Annotated in this window: 17 protein-coding genes and 1 tRNA gene; 7 read left to right on the forward strand and 11 right to left on the reverse strand. The window is 38.6% G+C overall.

The window, feature by feature from the left end; genetic code table 11:
* Window positions 1–12: 12 nt before the first annotated feature.
* The 3 genes from J4Q03_RS10195 to miaB are packed head-to-tail and all read right to left on the reverse strand — an operon-like array spanning window position 13 to window position 2,741.
* The gene (locus J4Q03_RS10195; protein ID WP_426048077.1) at window positions 13–810 is read right to left on the reverse strand and encodes a tetratricopeptide repeat protein; all 798 of its coding nucleotides are present in this window, start codon (window positions 808–810) and stop codon (window positions 13–15) included.
* A complete protein-coding gene (locus J4Q03_RS10200) occupies window positions 782–1,294 on the reverse strand; it encodes a hypothetical protein (protein WP_426048078.1) in 513 nt (170 codons plus the stop codon). The genes J4Q03_RS10195 and J4Q03_RS10200 overlap by 29 nt, the downstream gene beginning before the upstream one ends.
* A gap of 10 nt (window positions 1,295–1,304) precedes the next feature.
* Window positions 1,305–2,741 carry a tRNA (N6-isopentenyl adenosine(37)-C2)-methylthiotransferase MiaB gene (miaB, locus tag J4Q03_RS10205; protein WP_426048119.1) on the reverse strand — a complete coding sequence of 479 codons (1,437 nt, stop codon included), beginning with the start codon at window positions 2,739–2,741 and terminating at the stop codon, window positions 1,305–1,307.
* Between the two features lie 107 nt (window positions 2,742–2,848).
* Between miaB and J4Q03_RS10210 the strand changes: the two genes are divergently transcribed.
* Entirely contained in the window at window positions 2,849–3,025 is a 177-nt protein-coding gene (locus tag J4Q03_RS10210) for a hypothetical protein (RefSeq protein WP_426048079.1), read from the forward strand.
* Between the two features lie 13 nt (window positions 3,026–3,038).
* Here J4Q03_RS10210 and J4Q03_RS10215 read toward each other — a convergent pair whose 3' ends face one another.
* The 7 genes from J4Q03_RS10215 to J4Q03_RS10245 all read right to left on the reverse strand — a co-directional run bounded on the left by J4Q03_RS10215 (window position 3,039) and on the right by J4Q03_RS10245 (window position 11,697).
* The gene (locus tag J4Q03_RS10215) at window positions 3,039–3,449 is read right to left on the reverse strand and encodes an energy transducer TonB (RefSeq protein ID WP_426048080.1); all 411 of its coding nucleotides are present in this window, start codon (window positions 3,447–3,449) and stop codon (window positions 3,039–3,041) included.
* A 9-nt stretch (window positions 3,450–3,458) separates the two neighbouring features.
* A complete protein-coding gene (locus tag J4Q03_RS10220; protein ID WP_426048081.1) occupies window positions 3,459–3,944 on the reverse strand; it encodes a hypothetical protein in 486 nt (161 codons plus the stop codon).
* Between the two features lie 113 nt (window positions 3,945–4,057).
* A complete protein-coding gene (locus tag J4Q03_RS10225; RefSeq protein WP_426048082.1) occupies window positions 4,058–5,302 on the reverse strand; it encodes an MFS transporter in 1,245 nt (414 codons plus the stop codon).
* The gene (locus tag J4Q03_RS10230) at window positions 5,302–7,035 is read right to left on the reverse strand and encodes a thiamine pyrophosphate-dependent enzyme (protein ID WP_426048083.1); all 1,734 of its coding nucleotides are present in this window, start codon (window positions 7,033–7,035) and stop codon (window positions 5,302–5,304) included. The genes J4Q03_RS10225 and J4Q03_RS10230 overlap by 1 nt, the downstream gene beginning before the upstream one ends.
* Window positions 7,036–7,286: 251 nt before the next feature.
* Entirely contained in the window at window positions 7,287–8,486 is a 1,200-nt protein-coding gene (gene lysA, locus J4Q03_RS10235) for a diaminopimelate decarboxylase (RefSeq protein ID WP_426048084.1), read from the reverse strand.
* A gap of 259 nt (window positions 8,487–8,745) precedes the next feature.
* Complete coding sequence (locus tag J4Q03_RS10240; protein WP_426048085.1) at window positions 8,746–9,969, reverse strand: 3'-5' exonuclease; 1,224 nt, start codon at window positions 9,967–9,969, stop codon at window positions 8,746–8,748.
* Window positions 9,970–10,170: 201 nt separating this feature from the next.
* A complete protein-coding gene (locus J4Q03_RS10245; protein ID WP_426048086.1) occupies window positions 10,171–11,697 on the reverse strand; it encodes a helicase HerA-like domain-containing protein in 1,527 nt (508 codons plus the stop codon).
* A gap of 353 nt (window positions 11,698–12,050) precedes the next feature.
* Here J4Q03_RS10245 and J4Q03_RS10250 point away from each other — a divergent pair, with 353 nt between their 5' ends.
* Genes J4Q03_RS10250 through J4Q03_RS10260 form a run of 3 tightly spaced genes read left to right on the forward strand, consistent with a single transcriptional unit; the run spans window position 12,051 to window position 14,196 of the window.
* A complete protein-coding gene (locus J4Q03_RS10250) occupies window positions 12,051–13,460 on the forward strand; it encodes an MBL fold metallo-hydrolase (RefSeq protein ID WP_426048087.1) in 1,410 nt (469 codons plus the stop codon).
* Window position 13,461: 1 nt separating this feature from the next.
* Complete coding sequence (locus J4Q03_RS10255; protein WP_426048088.1) at window positions 13,462–13,839, forward strand: rhodanese-like domain-containing protein; 378 nt, start codon at window positions 13,462–13,464, stop codon at window positions 13,837–13,839.
* A 57-nt stretch (window positions 13,840–13,896) separates the two neighbouring features.
* The gene (locus J4Q03_RS10260) at window positions 13,897–14,196 is read left to right on the forward strand and encodes a thioredoxin family protein (RefSeq protein WP_426048089.1); all 300 of its coding nucleotides are present in this window, start codon (window positions 13,897–13,899) and stop codon (window positions 14,194–14,196) included.
* 61 nt (window positions 14,197–14,257) lie between these two features.
* On the opposite strand, the gene J4Q03_RS10265 is transcribed toward J4Q03_RS10260, so the two are convergent.
* Window positions 14,258–15,016: a nitrilase-related carbon-nitrogen hydrolase gene (locus J4Q03_RS10265; protein ID WP_426048090.1), complete on the reverse strand. Its 759-nt coding sequence runs from the start codon at window positions 15,014–15,016 to the stop codon at window positions 14,258–14,260.
* Between the two features lie 105 nt (window positions 15,017–15,121).
* Here J4Q03_RS10265 and J4Q03_RS10270 point away from each other — a divergent pair, with 105 nt between their 5' ends.
* The 3 genes from J4Q03_RS10270 to J4Q03_RS10280 all read left to right on the forward strand — a co-directional run bounded on the left by J4Q03_RS10270 (window position 15,122) and on the right by J4Q03_RS10280 (window position 17,305).
* Window positions 15,122–15,562 (forward strand): DUF6646 family protein, encoded by a 441-nt coding sequence (locus J4Q03_RS10270; protein ID WP_426048091.1) that lies wholly within the window; start codon window positions 15,122–15,124, stop codon window positions 15,560–15,562.
* 103 nt (window positions 15,563–15,665) lie between these two features.
* Entirely contained in the window at window positions 15,666–17,147 is a 1,482-nt protein-coding gene (rseP, locus tag J4Q03_RS10275; RefSeq protein WP_426048092.1) for an RIP metalloprotease RseP, read from the forward strand.
* Between the two features lie 81 nt (window positions 17,148–17,228).
* Window positions 17,229–17,305: transfer RNA gene (locus J4Q03_RS10280), tRNA-Asn, on the forward strand.
* Window positions 17,306–17,630: the final 325 nt, after the last annotated feature.

The raw sequence follows: 17,630 nt of genomic DNA on the forward strand, positions 1-17,630 counted from the left end.
TGATTTAATAATCTACAGCTCTTCTATCTGTTTTCTGTAGATTTTGTTGAAGTGATGAGTGTAGACATCTTTCATGGTCTTTCCTTCATCATAAGTCATTAATGCTAACTTTTTTAAATCTAAATAATCTTTGTTCCTTATTTTAGAAACTTTACTTTTAAAGTATATATTCTCTGCAAAGTTATTTTCTTTGCTTTGTTTTTCGAAATTTTCTAAGGCTTTTTCATATCTGCCCAGCTCAAAATAAGTTACTCCAAGCTGATAGTGATCATACATTCCCTTGAAATAGCCTTTTGACACCAGAACCTTTTCAATGATCCCTGCAGCTTTTTCTTTCTGCCCTAAAGCACTGTAAGACATGGCTTTCACCACCTCCAAATGATAATCTCCGTTTAGAGATCTTCCCAGATCGTCAGGATAATATTTTTTTAATTCTTCTAAATCCTGAATTGCCCCTTTATAATCCCGCAAAAACTGGAATTTGCACCAGCCTCTGTATCCTAAGTGCATTTTAGGATCTGCAGCAACAGCTTTATCAATGAGTATTTTCCAGGTTACAAAATCTCCGTTTTTAAGATATGGAACAGCTTTTTCCATATAAGAATTGGAGAAATCGGGACAGAGACCAATAGCTTTATCAAAAGCTTCCTGGGATACCCTGCTTCCCTGCCTGTCCGAAGCCCAGTTGTATAACTCACAAGCTTTTTTGCAGTCCTCCCCCTCTACTGCATTACAGTTAACCTGTGCAATAGTATTGGTATAAACGATAAGCAACAAAAAGCTAAGGTAATACCTCTGAAACTTTTCCATCTTCAATTTTATAGGTTAAATACTGATAATAGCCTGCTTTAAAACCTTTTATCTCTTTTGGGGTCCATCCGTCCAGCGATTTTGTAAACCGCAGAAGCCTGTCTCCCAGCTCTTTATTCTGCACTGTTTCTTTCAGATCTGCATTCATCTGCTGTACTCTGAACAGTCCTGTTTTTCCTTCACAATTTACTAAAAATCTTACGGTAATATAGCCGTTCATCTTAGTTTCGGAAGATATTTTTTCTTTTTGCAGTTTTTCTATAATGGCCAGCTTCTCTCCTTTATAGTCAAACCCTTTTGTTCCCTGGTAATACTGAAGGCTGATCAGCTTTTCAGGAGTACATTTTTTAAAATCGGGATCATCCAGCTTTTCATCAAATTCAATATCTCCTACTGTTACGGGATATTTACTTACGCTTTTCTCGGCCTGACAGGACATCAGCACGAAAGAAAATAAGGCGAAGAAATAAACCGTTTTTATCAAGACTTTAAAATTACTCAGCTGTTCTTCCTAAAAGTGTGCCCTGTGTGTTGCCATAGACAAAAACATCCACAATGTCACCAATTTTCTGCCCTTCAAGCATATCAAACACACAGACTGCATTCTGTGAATTTCTTCCTTTCCACTGGTTTTTATTTTTTCTGGAAATCCCTTCAATCAGAACCTGATGATGTCTTCCCACATAAGATTCCATTCTTTTTCTGGAAAGCTCTCCCTGAAGCGCAATAACCTCAGCCAGACGCTTTTGTTTTACATCAGCAGGAATGTTGTCTTCCATTTTTTTATGGGCAGGCGTCCCCGGTCTTTCTGAATAAGCAAACATATAACCGTAGTCGTATTCCACTTCTTTCATCAGACTCAAGGTATCCTGGTGATCCTGCTCTGTTTCATTACAGAAACCGATGATCATATCCTGTGAAAAAGCAATATCAGGAACAATTTCCTTTGCTTTTTTAATCAAATCTAAATATTCTTCACGGGTATGCTGCCTGTTCATTGCAAGAAGCATATTGTTGCTGCCGCTCTGTACAGGAAGATGCACATATTTACAGATATTATCGTGTTTTGCAATCATTCTGAACACTTCAAGACTCATATCCTGAGGGTTTGAAGTGGAAAACCGGATTCTCATTTCAGGAACGGCTTTAGCTACCAGATCAAGCAGCTGTGCAAAATTAACAGCCGTAGCTTTCTGCATTTCGGAAGCTTTGACGAAATCTTTTTTAGGCCCTCCTCCGTACCATAAGTAAGAATCTACATTTTGGCCTAAAAGGGTGATCTCTTTGTATCCGTTGTGTAGAAGATCTTTACATTCCTGAATGATGGAATGCGGATCGCGGCTTCTTTCCCTTCCTCTGGTAAAGGGAACTACACAGAAGGTACACATATTATCGCAGCCTCTGGTGATGGTTACAAAAGCTGTAACTCCATTTCCTCCTAAACGGACAGGGTTGATATCTGCATAAGTCTCTTCTTTGGAAAGAATGACGTTAATAGCATCTCTTCCGTCCTCTGTTTCTTTCAGAAGATTGGGAAGATCTCTATAGGCATCTGGGCCTACCACAAGGTCTACCAGCTGCTCTTCTTCCAAGAATTTGGTCTTTAATCTTTCAGCCATGCATCCCAGAACACCCACTGTAATGCTTGGTTTTTCTTTCTTCAGGTTTTTGAACTGTGAAAGACGCATTCTAACAGTCTGCTCCGCTTTTTCACGGATAGAACATGTATTTAAAAGGATAAGGTCTGCTTCTTCTACTTTCAGGGTGGTATTGTACCCCTGCTCATTAAGAATAGATGCAACAATTTCAGAATCAGAAAAGTTCATCTGACAGCCATAGCTTTCTAAAAAGAGCTTTTTAGAATTCTCAGGTCTTTCAGCGATAGCAAAAGCTTCTCCCTGTTTTGTTTCGTCTATATATTTTTCCTGCACAATAATCGTTTTAAAGTTCAATGCTCAGCATTTAAATTTCAAAGCATGAAGATGAATTTTAAATCCCAAACAGATTAGTCTGCAAAGATACAAAATATTGTGACAGAATGGCAGGAGATTATTTGGGAGGAGGAAAAGTTAACGGAAGCCTGAAAAACAATTCTACAGGCTCTTCATTTCTTTGGCTAATGTCCATTTTTTCTTTCTTATTTGATTACGTCGAGAATTCCCTGATCAAATTCAGTATTCCTGTCCTGATAAATTCAAAGAAAATTAACCAGTAAGGTAAACAGCATTCTAATCATGATCATACCCATTAGTACTGAAATCAACTTTAACAATCATTTTGGAATCAACAGGAGTGCTGTCTTTCATGGCCGGCTTCCATTTTCCTTTGATTTTCTTCATAGCATATTTTACATCATCAATAAACATTTCAGCGTTTTTAATCTTTGGAAGAACGTCAAGGCGGTTCATTTTACCATCCGGAGCTATATTGATCACAAAGGTTACTTTTCCGTTGATGGCATAGCTCTGGGTATCTACATACGCATGGAGCATGTCCATAAACTGCTTTTTAAAAGCTTCGTCACCACCGGGAAATTCAGCTTTCTGGGTATATGGCGCAGCTTCTACCGGGGACGTATTTTGAGAGAAGCTTTTAGCTCCAATGCATAGTAAAAATAATAATAAAAGGTATTTTTTCATATAAGTAGTTTATAACTCTGTAGCGATTGAAGAGAAATGCATTTTAATTTTGATCTGTGAAGCAACAGGCTGACCGTTGCACGAAGCAGGAATCCAGTTCTTTTTGATGCGCCTTACCACATATTGCATATCATCAAAAAAATAAGTGCTGTTGGGTACTTTAGGAGTTCCCTCAATATGGGTCACTTTTCCGGTCTGATCAACGGTGAGGGTAAATGTAAAATCACCGTTCAGCACATAAAAATCTGAATTCAGGTAATCGTACATAAATTTCTGAAGGGTCTCTTTGTAAACCGTTACACCTCCTTCAAAGGCCGCCGGTTTGAAATCATTACAGTTTTTCACCGCCACCTGCAAAAGAGGTTCCTTAATATCAATTTTTAAAAGATTTTTATTGATTTCTGTAATCGGATTGTCATCTCTGTCTTCAACATCCTGCTGAGCAAATGTAAAATTTGCCACAAGAAGTGCTATCAATAATGTAAAAAATTTCATGGTCCTGTTCATTAGTTTTAAAATACTTTAACAAAGTTACTTATTTAAACGCTTTTTAAGAAAGAAAAACTTCAGGCAGAGCCTGAAGTTTCTATAAACTATTGAAATTAATTTTAGGCCTTTACAGTCTGTATCTGAGACTTACTTCCGGTTTCTTTTAACAGGAATGAAATCAGGACAGCAAGAACAATTCCTGCAATCCAGAATAATATGGAATACTGAAAATGCATGTCTCCTGAAGAAGCTTCTAAACTTTTCCCAAACCATCTGCTGAATACCGGACTTACCAGAGTAGTCACTCCAAATGTGATAAAATTAATAGCTCCGGTCGCACTTCCTTTTACATAATCGGGATTTGCTTCTTTAATGATGGAATACGGAATCATGGCAGCTCCGGAGCCAAGACCGAAAACAAACATGCTTATTTTTGCCGGATACAGGTCCGGAAGATACAGCAACTGCAGAAAACTGAAGATCATCAGGATGGCACCGCCGATCAAGACAGGCTTTCTTTTTCCGATTTTATCTGTAATAAATCCTAAAAGCGGACATCCGAATACCCATCCGAAAGCAACCATTGCACTGGTGATGGCAGCATCATGAAATACAAAACCTTTATCTTTTTCAAAAAATGCAACACCCCACGTCATTGCAAATATGGTGGTAGGAGCGAATAGCAATCCCGAAATAATGCCACAGAGCCAGGACTGGGGGTTTTTAAAGACAATTTTATATGGCTCCAGGTAACCGACTTTCTTGGCAGCATCACCAGACGGCACTTCAGATTGCTTCTCACCGGGAATTACCAAGAACAGGCAGAATGCTGTAATAACTGTAATAATACCCGACCAAAGCCAGAAGCTATTTATATTTACCCCTTCTTCTACCCACGGTCCCACGATAAACTGCCCTGCCGTACCGCCAAGCATTCCGACACACTGTGTAAATCCAACAGCTGTCGCCAAAGATTGGGAAGAAAATCCTTTACTTGCCAGATAAACACAGCCGGGAAATGCAAACGCACATCCTGCTCCCTGCAACAGTCTTCCGGCTACTCCGCCAGAATAGGCAGATGCCAGAAACAGTAAACAGCCTATCCCTAAAATTAAAGCTCCGGCAAAAAGTGACTTTTTGCCGCCAAATTTATCCAAAGCCATACCTGCGATGAGACTGCAGGTAGAATAGGTATAGTAATAGGTTCCGATAAGGCTGACAAGCTTCAGTTCTGTTGTACTGAAATTACTGACCAGCTCCGGAATCATGACGGCCGGCGCTGAGCGGACTACATAATCCAGGAAATAAAATACCAGTCCGAATAGCCAGGCAATTATATAAAATCTTTTTAAGGAGACACTCATTACAGCAGTCCTTTAATATGTTTGTAGTTGGTTTTTACCGTTTCCAGAACTTCTTCCATTTTACCGCCAAGCATCAGCTGAGCCATAGATTTTGTCATTCCAAAGACCTGATCCAAATCTATCTTCGGGGGAAGAGCCAGTGCATTGGGATTTGTAAAGATGTTAAGAAGGTAAGGTCCGTTATAGGCCAGGCATTCTTTAATGGCGTCTTCTACTTCTTCGGGTTTGTGAACATTCTTTCCGGGATATCCCATGGCTTGGGCTACCATTGCGAAATCCGGATTAATCATATCGGTTTCATTATCCGGCATTCCTCCTACTTCCATTTCCAGTTTTACCATTCCAAGGGTTCTGTTATTGAAAACGATCAGTTTTACCGGAAGTTTATACTGAAAAATAGTTGCCATATCTCCCAACAGCATTGAAATTCCACCGTCTCCACACATGGCAATTACTTCTCTGCCCGGGTGAGCTAAAGAGGCTCCTATAGCCATCGGCATAGCATTCGCCATCGATCCGTGGTTGAAAGAGCCCAGCATTTTTCTTTCGCCTGTTCCGGTAATAAACCGGGCTCCCCACACGCAGCACATACCTGTGTCCACTGTGAAAATGGCATCTTTTTTAGCCAGCCGGTCTAAAGTATGTGCAACATATTCAGGCTGAATAGCATTTTCTTTTCCAAAGTCTTTGACGTAAGTAAGCTGTACTTCTTTTACCTTTTCATAAAATGCCAACTGTTCATTGAGGAAATGAGTATCTGTTTTTTCCTGCAGTAACGGGAATAAAACTTTAATTGTTTCTTTTACATCTCCCGCCAGACCTAACTCCAGTTTAGCTCTTCTTCCCAGCCTTTCAGGGCTTTCATCGATCTGGACAATTTTATTTTTTACAGGCATGAATTTTTGGTACGGAAAATCAGTTCCCAGAAGAATCACAAGATCAGCTTCGTGCATTGCATGATAAGCCGATGGAAATCCCAATAGTCCTGTAAGACCTACTTCATTGGGATTATTAGGCTGAATGGCCATTTTTCCGCGGAAGGAATAGCCTACCGGAGCTTTTAGAAATTTTGAAAGCTCTATCACCTCAGCACTAGCTTTTTCTGCTCCAATTCCGCAATAGAGGGTTACTTTTTTGCTTTCATTAACCAAAGCAGCCAGATGTTTTAATTCTTCATCGGAAGGCCGTACTACAGGATTGGTCCTGAATATCTGGGTAGAGGTAGACCCCTCCTCGGCTTCCAGTTCCGACACATCTCCAGGAAGCCCGATTACAGCTACGCCTTTTTTTGAAATAGCATGCTGAATTGCCGTCTGAAGTGTTCTCTGTACCTGTTCGGGCCTCGTGATCATCTGGTTGTAGTGACTGCAGTCATCAAACAGTTTTATGGTATTGGTTTCCTGAAAGTAATCCATCCCCATTTCATCACTGGGAATTGTAGAAGCGATAACAAGCATGGGAACATGTGATTTATGTGCTTCATAGACCCCGTTGATCAGATGGACGTGTCCCGGGCCACAGCTTCCTGCACACACGGCAAACCCGTCAAGCTCTGCTTCTGCCGCCGCCGCATATGCGCCTACCTCTTCATGCCTTACATGAATCCATTCGATGCTGCTTTTTTTAACGGCAATATTAAGATGGTTAAGACTGTCGCCGGTTACTGCATAAATTCTTTTCACATTGGCATTTTCGAGCATTTCAACTATCTGCTCTGCTATGTTTTTAGCCATAATTATTCTTTTTTGGTGTTTGTTTTGGAAGAATACTGAATACGGACAGGTATTTTCAGTATTAAAAATCCTTCTCTACTCAAATTTAGCTAATAAATTATAAATCTCTGTCTGTACAGTATTAAAATTTCAACATATTGAAATAGCCATAATCGAAGGGTAACTTTAGTTCTTTTCTATACCTGGTTTCTGTTCTTTCAAACAAAAAAATCCGCAAATTACTGCGGAGTTTATATAGTTTTTTACTGATTTTAAATCACTTCTATCTGGTTTCTTAACAGGTCTTCGAATTCATCTCTTTTACGGATCAGGTGCGCTTTTCCGTCTAAGAAGAGTACTTCAGCAGGTTTTAATCTTGAATTAAAATTTGAGCTCATTTCAAAACCGTATGCACCCGCATTATGGAAAACAAGAATATCACCCTCTCTTACTTCGTTCAGTTTTCTGTCCCAGGCAAAAGTATCGGTTTCGCAGATATTCCCTACTACGGTATAAATTCTTTCTGCCCCTTTTGGGTTTGAAAGGTTTTCAATTTTATGGTAAGAGTCATAGAACATCGGGCGGATCAGGTGATTAAACCCTGAATTCACCCCTACAAATACAGTAGCTGTCGTTTGCTTGATCACATTGGCTTTTACCAAAAGATATCCGCTTTTTCCTACTAAGAATTTGCCGGGCTCAAACCATAATTCGAACTTTCTTCCTGTAGATTTTGTGAATTCAGACAATACTTTTTCCACTTTTTTACCTAAGGTTTTCACATCAGTTTCTTCTTCGCTGTCCTGATAAGGGATTTTGAAGCCGCTTCCCATATCCAGATATTTAAGATTAGGGAAATGCTCGGAAAGTTCCAGCATAATATCCAATGCCTGAAGGAAAACATCCGGATCTTTGATCTCGCTTCCCGTATGCATATGAAGACCTTCTACATTAAGATTGGTACTTTTCATCACTCTTTCGATATGGCGAACCTGGTGAATAGAGATCCCGAACTTACTGTCGATATGTCCTGTTGAAATTTTATAGTTTCCTCCGGCAAAAATATGTGGGTTGATCCTTACAAGGATTGGATAGGTATTTCCGAATTTATTTCCGAACTGCTCAAGAATAGAGATGTTATCAATATTAATATGAACGCCCAGCTTCATCGCGTCTTCAATTTCGGCAAGGTCTACACAATTGGGGGTGAAAAGGATCTTTTCTTTAGTGAATCCGGCTTTCAGCCCAAGTTTTACTTCATTTATTGATACACAATCCAAAGATGCGCCCAGATTCTTGACATACTTTAAGATGTTGATGTTGGTCAACGCCTTAGCAGCATAAAAGAACTTCGTGTGTTTTAAAAAAGAAGATGTAAGTTTCTCGTATTGAGTTTTAATAGATTCAGCATCGTAAACATACACTGGCGTGCCATATTCACTGGCAATCTGTAGCAAATCTTTTGAATTCATAATTTGATTTTAACATAAAAAAAGGCAGATTCTTCCAAAAAGAGTCTGCCACATTAATTATTTTTATGCAAGACAACTCTTTTAAATATTCCAAACCTTAGAGAACTTCACAGTTCCCTTTTTCCCAGTTTTAATTTGTTTAAAATTTTGCATTGCTTCTTTTTATTTTTGCAAAAGTACTATTTATTTTTTATTTCAGGTAAATTCATTTGAAAAGCATCTTTTTCCTGATAAAACTTGTAAAGTATGCATTCCTCTATCATTTCGGCAATGGTAATGTTTCAAAATCACCGCGAAGCAGGGCGAGCTGCAGATCATTATGAAGATCTGTAGAAGACAGGGGCAGATCAATTTTCAGCTTTGAAAGCTTACTGAGGGTCTGTATCTGTGTAAACAGTTCGTAGAAACCATACGAAATTACCTTTCCGTTTTCAATGATCAGAAACAGCTTTTCGCCCAGTTTTCTTCCCTGCCCGAGCCAGAGTTCATTTCTTTTTCTGAAATCTATTTTTTTAAGGAAAGCATTGACATCATTAAATTCTTCCTGCAAACCAATAAACTGTACTGCTTTTGTTCCCTGGGTAAATGATCTGAATTTCAGGATGGGCCTTTCTGTTTTATTCAGTTTATTTTTCTCAACAATGTATTTATTATTTCTAAAGTAAAGCCCGAACGGACAGATTTCTCTTTTTTTGATATTTTTAGAATTAAGGATCAGCCTTGCAATAATATCTGTTCCTGTAAGCTCATAATTGATCTGTTCAACTTCTTTCTGAATCTGTTCCCACTTTTTAGACTTGGAATTGAATATTTTTTTTGAAAACTTATTGATATCCTGAACGTAATCTGATAGAATGATTTTTCCGGCTTCATTCTGAAAATAGACAAAACCTTTTTCATTGGGAAGGTCCTGAGTCAGAACTTTGATTTTATTAATATACGTTTTAGCATTGGTTTCATCATGCTGCTTCTGGATGATCTCATTTTCAGTATCTTTTGATATTAAAAGCTTGAACAGTTCCAGCGTTGCCCTTGCATCACCTTCAGCTCTGTGATGGTTAGTCAGGGGAATTCCGAGAGATTTCACCAGCTTACCCAATGAGTAGCTTACTTCATCCGGAATCATTTTTTTCGCCAAGGGAATGGTATCTAACGTACTGGTCTGAAAATCATAGCCGAGCCTTTTGAAAGACTGACGCAGCATTCTGTAATCAAAATCAATATTATGCCCTACTAACGTGGTATTTTCAGTAATTTCAATGATTCTTTTAGCTATTTCATGGAATTTTGGAGCTGTTTTCACCATTTTAGGGGTAATATTTGTCAGCTTCTGTACAAAAGGGGTAATATCACTTTCGGGATTGACAAGGGATATAAACTGGTCAGTAATCTTCTGACCATCGTACCTGTAGATGGCTATATCTATAATGCATTCATGTCTATAACCTGCACCATTACTTTCTATATCTATAATCGAATACATTGAGTTCTAGTTATACTGCTATTTTTTAAATTAATATTCACCAGTAAAGGCAATCCTGCTAAAATAACAAAAAAAATATCAAAAAGAGTAAACAGCTCATTGATACTGCTTATAAATGAAATGCAAGTCAGTGAATCTTACATCATAAAAAGCTGATACTCTTTTCGTAACAGATTGGTTTTATATAATTTATTTAAAATACTATCTCTTTCTTCCGCCAAGTCCAAACATTCCCAGCAGAGCTTTTGCTCCTTCCCGCATCAAAGTGCTGGTAAAAGTTCTTCCTGCTTTGCTTTGAAGTACCTGTTCAAACATTCCCGGTTCTTCTTTCACAGATTTTGCTTTCTGAGCTGGTGCCGGGTTTTGAGCCGCCTGCTCCATCCTGCTTGTCAGGATTTCATAAGCCGATTCCTTATCAAGAGGCACTTCATATTTAGCAACTAAAGAAGAATTCCCCGTCAGTTCTGAAATTTCAGCATCATTCAGAATATCCATTCTTGATTCCGGAGAGATCAGATAGGTATGGACAAGAGGTGTCGGGATTCCTTTTTCATCCAAAGCCGTTATAAAAGCCTCTCCGATCCCAAGATTCTGAATCAGGTTTGATGCATTATAAAATTCTGTTGTCGGATAGTTTTCCACAGCTTTGGTAATTTCTTTTTTATCTTTTGCCGTAAAACCTCTCAGGGCATGCTGAATTTTCAGGCCAAGCTGTGACAAAATATTTTCCGGAACATCGCCTGGAATCTGTGTAATAAAATAAATACCAACCCCTTTGGAGCGGATCAGTTTTACCATCGTTTCGATTTGTGAAAGCAAAGTTTTTGAAGACTCGTCAAAAATCAGGTGGGCTTCATCTATGAAAAGAACAAGCTTAGGTTTTCCGCTGTCTCCCTCTTCGGGAAAAGTCATATAAATTTCGGCAAAAAGCGAGAGCATAAATGTGGAAAACAATTGTGGCTTATTCTGAATTTCCGCCACCCTTAAAATATTCACCACTCCTTTTCCATCCCTTGTTTCCAGAAGATCATGAACATCAAAGCTCAATTCCCCGAAGAAATCAGATGCGCCCTGCTGCTCCAGTGCAACGATAGATCTCAGGATGGCACCTAAAGAAGCCGGAGCTATGGATCCGTAATTTGCCGCCAGCTCAGCTTTTCCCTGGGCATTATCTGTTACGTATTGCAGGACTTTCTTTAAATCATTGAGATCTATTAAGGGAAGTCCTTTATCATCACTGTATTTAAATACAATAGACATAATACTCTGCTGAGTATCATTGAGCTCCAGGATCTTACTTAATAAAACGGGGCCGAATTCTGTAACTGTAGCCCTTAATTTCACTCCTTTTCCTCCGGAGATGCTCATCAGCTCTACCGGAAAGGCCTGTGGGTTATAAGGAAGCTGTGTTTTGGCATACCTTTCCTCAATCACAGGATTCATCTGCCCGGCTTCCGCTATTCCTGAAAAATCCCCTTTGATATCTAAAACCAGAGAAGGGATTCCTGCATGGGAAAGCTGTTCTGCAAACACCTGAAGCGTTTTTGTTTTACCTGTTCCTGTTGCTCCTGCAATAAGACCGTGGCGGTTGATGGTTTTCAAAGGAATTGTAACGTTAACTTCCGGTATTACTTCTCCGCCCAGCATTCCTTTTCCCAATATAATGTGTTCTCCTTTCGGAGTATATTTTGCATTTAGTTCTTCAATAAATTGTGTTTTATCTGCCATCTGATCTTTTTTAACTGATAAATATAAAATTTTTTATAAAATATCCGGCCATTAAATAATATTAATACGATATCCGGTAAGGCTCTTCAATCCCTCATCTGCAATCATTGAAAGAAAGAAGTGGTTAAAAAGTGTCTTACATAATAGCATTACATAATTATTCCCATTTTTCAGGCATGATAAAAAACAGTCCGCCCAATAACGCTTCCTTACTTCCGCCTTTCATTTGAAAACAAAGGGTTTTATAGCTTCCAGCCTATAAATATTGAAAGTAACTATCGGCTGAATTTAACAATTCATTCACGTTTTATCTAATACTTCGTATCTTTATCTAAAATTTAAAAAAGATCCCAATGAAAATTGAACAAATATATACGGGCTGTCTGGCTCAGGGTGCCTATTATATTGTATCAGAAAATGAAGCTGTGATTATTGACCCGCTAAGAGAGGTAAAGCCCTATCTGGACCGCCTTGACAAGGACAATGTTACTTTAAAATATATTTTTGAGACCCATTTCCACGCTGATTTTGTTTCAGGACATTTGGATCTAAGTAAAAAAACAGGAGCTCCTATTGTATACGGACCTACTGCCCAACCTGCATTTGAGGCGATCATTGCTGAAGACAACCAGATCTTTGAGATCGGGAAAATAAAAATAAAAGTGCTGCATACTCCGGGACATACCATGGAGAGCACGACATATCTTTTAATTGATGAAAATGGCACTGAAACGGCTATTTTTACAGGAGACACTTTGTTTTTAGGTGATGTTGGAAGACCTGACCTGGCACAAAAAGCAACCAATCTTACCCAGGAAGATCTTGCAGGAATCCTGTATGACAGCCTTCAGACTAAAATTTTACCACTGGACGACAGCATTACAGTATATCCCGCACACGGGGCAGGTTCGGCATGCGGAAAGAATATGCAGAAGGAAACTGTGGATATTTTGGGCAATCAGAAAAAAACCAATTACGCACTTAATCAGCCGGATAAAGAGTCCTTTATCAGAGAAGTTCTTGACGGCCTTACCGCTCCACCGAAATATTTCGGAATGAACGTCGCGATGAATAAAGGTGGCTATGAAAGTCTGGATGTAGTGATGAACAAAGGCCTGAATCCGGTTGCGGCAGAAGATTTCGAAGCATTGGCAGAAGAGAGCGGAGCTTTGATTTTAGACACCAGAAGCCCGGCGGAATTCCATAAAGGATTTATACCAAATTCTATCAACATAGGTCTTAAAGGCGATTTTGCCCCTTGGGTAGGAAATATGATCGTAGATGTAAAACATCCGATTTTGCTTGTAAGTGATGAAGGTACTGAAGAGGAGGTCATCACAAGACTAAGCAGAGTGGGCTTTGATAATGTTTTAGGATACCTGGACGGAAGCTTCAATGCCTGGAAAAATGCAGGTAAAGAAACTGATGAAATTAAAAGAATCTCTCCCGCTGAATTTGCAGAACAGTTCACAGAAAATGCTAAAGTAATTGACGTGAGAAAATTGAGCGAGTATTCTTCTGAACACGTTGACAATGCATTTAATAAGCCATTGGATACCATCAGCGACTGGGTGAATACGATTGATGATTCTGAACATTTCTTCCTTCACTGTGCCGGCGGATACAGAAGTATGATTGCAGCAAGCGTACTTAACTCACACGGAATCAGGAATTTTACTGAAATAGAAGGAGGCTTTAACGGCATCAAGAAAACAGAAAAATTACCTACAACAGATTTTGTATGTCAATCAAAAACATTATAAGATGACGAAAGGAAAGCTTGCCGGATGCTTTATGGCTATAATTTTAACGCTAACAGCCTGTAAAACAACAAGTACAAACCTCAACCAAAAGGCTGACATTAGAGGAATGGTCAACAGCTCAGATGTCACTTTAGTCGATGTAAGAATTCCTGAGCAATATGAAGCAGGAACCGCAAAAGGCGCGGTCAATATCCCACTGGCTGAGATACAAAGTAACATTGATTCGCTTAAAGGCAAGAAAGTTGTGGTCTTCTGTAATAAAGGGATTCAGGCTGACCAGGCTATGGAAATCTTAAAGAAAAACGGTGTGGAAGCTTATGATGGTACCAGCCTGCAAAATGTAAAAGCAATTCAGAACGAGAAACAGTCCGGAAAATAATACTGAACCATCAAGATGTATTTACTAAATCTTAACGGTTTAAATAAAAAAAAAACTATGTCACAAAAGTTTCAAGAAATCATTAATTCGGAAAGACCGGTACTTATTGACTTTTTTGCCACGTGGTGCCAGCCCTGCAAAGTACAGTCATCCGTGTTGAATACTGTAAAGGAAAATATTGGCGATGGCGCCAGAATTATCAAAGTAGACGTGGACCAATATCCGGCTATTGCTGCTCAGTACGGCGTACGTGGAGTTCCTACCCTGGCTGTCTTTAAAAATGGTGAGCTTTTATGGAAAGAGAGCGGTGTACATGATGTGAATACGCTCACGGAACTGCTTAAACAATATTCTTAAACTATTTAGGCTGAGATCAGGAATAGCGTAAAACACTTTCTAATCTCAGCCTTATTCTCGGCTATCCTTCTAAATCTATTGAAAAACGGTCTCTATCATTCAAAAACTGGAAGTGTTGTCTGAAATCTTTTAATTCATCCATATTAAGCTCTGCAGAAATTATATTCCCGCTTTTTTGCGAAATTTCTTTTCCATCTGCAAAAAAGCAGTGTGAACTTTCCTGGTAAAAAAGATTATTTCCATCTGTTCCTATTCTATTTAAGCCAAAAACAAAAGCCAGGTTTTCGATGGCTCTCGCTTTCAAAAGGTGTTCCCAGGCTCCCACTCTTTTTTCAGGCCAGTTAGCAATATATAAAATGGCATCATAATCATCATTGTTTCTGGCGAAAACAGGAAAACGAAGGTCATAACACACCTGCAGTAAGATCCTGAATCCTTTATAATTTACAACAACTCTTTTATTTCCGGGTGCATATACCTTATCTTCTCCTGAAAAAGAAAACAGGTGTCTTTTATCATAGAACACGGTTTCGGAATCAGGCTGTACAAAATACATTCTGTTATAAAATTTACCATTTTCTTCTACGGGAGCACTTCCGCAAATGGCTGCATTCTTTTCCTTTGAGATCTTTTTCAGAAACTCCAGGGATTCTTCATTTCTGTCCGAAACTTCAGCAGCATCCATACAGAAACCCGTAGAGAACATTTCCGGCAGCAGAAAAATATCGGCTTCCTGATCTTTCAACCCTTCTTCTATTAATTGGAAATTTTTGTCTTTATTTTTCCAGACAATATTTAAATTAAGCCCTGCTATTCTCATAAACTTTGTTAAATAACTTCAATAAAAATACGATTTTCCAATGATTTCGGTTCTATTTTTGATGAGGATATTTTCATTATTATCATTTTATAAAAAGTAAAGTTTATGAAGAAATTGTTTTTTGTGTTGATGATTGCTTTTTTCGGAACGGCAGCCAACGCGCAGGCATACACCGGTAAAGGCGACCAGAAGATTCAGCTGGGACTGAGTGCCTGGGGATACGGAACCGGGGTTACAGGAACTTATGATTACGGTTTGAATAAGCTGATATCCGTTGGAGCCGGGCTTAACGCTTATTTTGGAGATTATAAGGATCATGATAAAGACAACCGTGTTTTTGTGTTCGGAAGACTGAATTTCCACCTTCAGGAAGCACTTGATCTGCCGGCTAAATGGGATATTTATCCCGGAGTTGACCTTGGTGTTCTTGGAAATGATTTTGGTATTGGAGCACACATTGGAGCCCGTTACTTTTTCACGGAGAAAGTGGGTGTTTTTGCAGAAGTCGGCAACAACGGCAGCATAGGGGTTTCTTTTAATCTGTAAGATTCTCTAAATATATGACAAAGCTTCTCATTTAGAGGGGCTTTTTTATTTGGCATAGTTTTGATAATTGTTACCTTTGCAAATTAAAATCTAAAATTTATTAATGGAATTAGCAATCAAGATTTTCCAGTTCATACTAAGTATTTCTATTTTAGTGGTTCTTCATGAGCTTGGACACTTTTTACCGGCAAAATGGTTTAAGACCAGAGCTGAGAAATTCTTCCTGTTTTTCGATCCGTGGTTTTCTATCTTCTCCATGAAGAAGATTAACGGAAAATGGCAGTATAAATTTCTTTCCAAAAACCTTCCGGACACAGAAACTATCGTAGTAGACGGAAAAGAGACAGAAGTTCCTATCGATATATCAAAACTTTCAGACAACGACTGGAGAAAGCATCCTGAACAGACAAAATACGGAATCGGATGGCTTCCTTTCGGCGGTTATGTGAAAATTGCAGGGATGATTGATGAAAGCATGGATAAAGAGCAGATGAAAAAGCCTGCACAATCATGGGAATTCAGATCCAAACCGGCTTGGCAGAGGCTGATCATTATGCTGGGAGGAGTTACTGTTAACTTTTTTCTAGCCTGGATTATTTTTGGATGCCTTTCATACTTCAATGGAGAAACTTCTTTTGATACCACGAAAGTAGAAACCCCAATGCATTACACCAATGTTGCAAAAGCAATGGGCTTTGAAGATGGAGACAAGATCTTAAAGGTAGACGGAAAGGTTCAGAACAATCTGGATAAACTGTCTTTGGATATTTTATTAAGTGACCAGATAACTGTTTTAAGAAAAGGAAAAGAGGTTACTTTTAACACAAACGATGACGGAAAAGCGCTTGCTTTTAAAGATGAAAACCCCAAAGCATTCCTAAATCCAAGATATGCCCCTGTAATTGATACAATTGTGAACCCTAAAACTGCTGAATCAGGTTTAAAAATAGGTGACCAGGTGGTTTCGGTAAACGGCCAGAAAATCAATTATTATGATGAACTTCAGGGTGTTGTTATAAAAAACGCAGGTAAAGCGATTAATATGGAAGTATTAAGAGCGGGTATATTACAGCCTTTAAGTCTTGAAGTCTCCAAGGAGGGCACCTTAGGGATTATGTCTTACAAGCAGCTTGAAAAGTATGTTACTACTGAGAATTTCACTATGATCCAATCCATTGGGAGAGGATTTACCAGAAGTATTGAAAGTTTAACATACCAGGTAAAGCAGTTTAAACTGGTATTCAACAAAAAAGTTCAGGGCTACAAGAAAGTGGGTGGTCCGCTGGCCATCATCAAGAATATGCCGGTACAGAAATCTAAAGACGGAGCTGTCTCTGTTAACTGGAGTTTATTCTGGAGTTTTACAGCCATGTTTTCTGTTTGGCTGGCATTCCTGAACCTTATTCCTATTCCGGGACTTGATGGAGGGCACGTTTTATTTACTTTGTGGGAGGTAATTACGGGGAAACCTGTTCCTCAGAAAGTATTGGAAAATGCACAAATGATCGGGGTTATCTTCCTGTTAGGATTGATGTTACTGATCTTCGGAAGTGATATCTTTAAAGCACTTACGGGCAGTTTATAATTTTTTTGAATTTTTTCTTAAAAAATATTTGTAAGGTATAAATATTCGTCCTATATTTGCACCACTTAAAACAAAGGACATTCCTCCTTAGCTCAGTTGGTTAGAGCATCTGACTGTTAATCAGAGGGTCGCTGGTTCGAGCCCAGCAGGAGGAGCCAATTAAGGATAAACACTTACATTAACTTGTAAGTGTTTTTTTATTTTTTGACTGCAACAATACTCCGACCTTTAATGATTTCAAGAAGCAGAATCATTGTTAAACAATGTTCATAATCAGCATTCATTTACTTCTATTGTGATTAATATTTTTTTATCAAGTTGAAATTTAGATTGAAATTATACCCTAAATTTTCTCTTTAAAGATGATATATCCTGTTTAGATGATTTATATCATTATTATCTGCTTTTCATGCAGATATTATTTACTTTTGCAAAAAACACAACTTTATTAGTTAAAAAATTAACAGCCTTTCAGTCACTTAC

Origin of the sequence: Chryseobacterium sp. NFX27 (genome assembly GCF_049887855.1) — a bacterium.
Lineage (GTDB): Bacteria > Bacteroidota > Bacteroidia > Flavobacteriales > Weeksellaceae > Chryseobacterium.

Excerpts from the sequence above, each read along its gene's own strand:
- J4Q03_RS10195 (WP_426048077.1), bottom strand. The coding sequence starts at position 810 with ATGGAAAAGTTTCAGAGGTATTACCTTAGCTTTTTGTTGCTTATCGTT.
- J4Q03_RS10210 (WP_426048079.1), top strand. The coding sequence starts at position 2,849 with ATGGCAGGAGATTATTTGGGAGGAGGAAAAGTTAACGGAAGCCTGAAA.
- J4Q03_RS10215 (WP_426048080.1), bottom strand. The coding sequence starts at position 3,449 with ATGAAAAAATACCTTTTATTATTATTTTTACTATGCATTGGAGCTAAA.
- J4Q03_RS10220 (WP_426048081.1), bottom strand. The coding sequence starts at position 3,944 with ATGAAATTTTTTACATTATTGATAGCACTTCTTGTGGCAAATTTTACA.
- J4Q03_RS10225 (WP_426048082.1), bottom strand. The coding sequence starts at position 5,302 with ATGAGTGTCTCCTTAAAAAGATTTTATATAATTGCCTGGCTATTCGGA.
- J4Q03_RS10230 (WP_426048083.1), bottom strand. The coding sequence starts at position 7,035 with ATGGCTAAAAACATAGCAGAGCAGATAGTTGAAATGCTCGAAAATGCC.
- lysA (WP_426048084.1), bottom strand. The coding sequence starts at position 8,486 with ATGAATTCAAAAGATTTGCTACAGATTGCCAGTGAATATGGCACGCCA.
- J4Q03_RS10240 (WP_426048085.1), bottom strand. The coding sequence starts at position 9,969 with ATGTATTCGATTATAGATATAGAAAGTAATGGTGCAGGTTATAGACAT.
- J4Q03_RS10245 (WP_426048086.1), bottom strand. The coding sequence starts at position 11,697 with ATGGCAGATAAAACACAATTTATTGAAGAACTAAATGCAAAATATACT.
- J4Q03_RS10250 (WP_426048087.1), top strand. The coding sequence starts at position 12,051 with ATGAAAATTGAACAAATATATACGGGCTGTCTGGCTCAGGGTGCCTAT.
- J4Q03_RS10255 (WP_426048088.1), top strand. The coding sequence starts at position 13,462 with ATGACGAAAGGAAAGCTTGCCGGATGCTTTATGGCTATAATTTTAACG.
- J4Q03_RS10260 (WP_426048089.1), top strand. The coding sequence starts at position 13,897 with ATGTCACAAAAGTTTCAAGAAATCATTAATTCGGAAAGACCGGTACTT.
- J4Q03_RS10265 (WP_426048090.1), bottom strand. The coding sequence starts at position 15,016 with ATGAGAATAGCAGGGCTTAATTTAAATATTGTCTGGAAAAATAAAGAC.
- J4Q03_RS10270 (WP_426048091.1), top strand. The coding sequence starts at position 15,122 with ATGAAGAAATTGTTTTTTGTGTTGATGATTGCTTTTTTCGGAACGGCA.
- rseP (WP_426048092.1), top strand. The coding sequence starts at position 15,666 with ATGGAATTAGCAATCAAGATTTTCCAGTTCATACTAAGTATTTCTATT.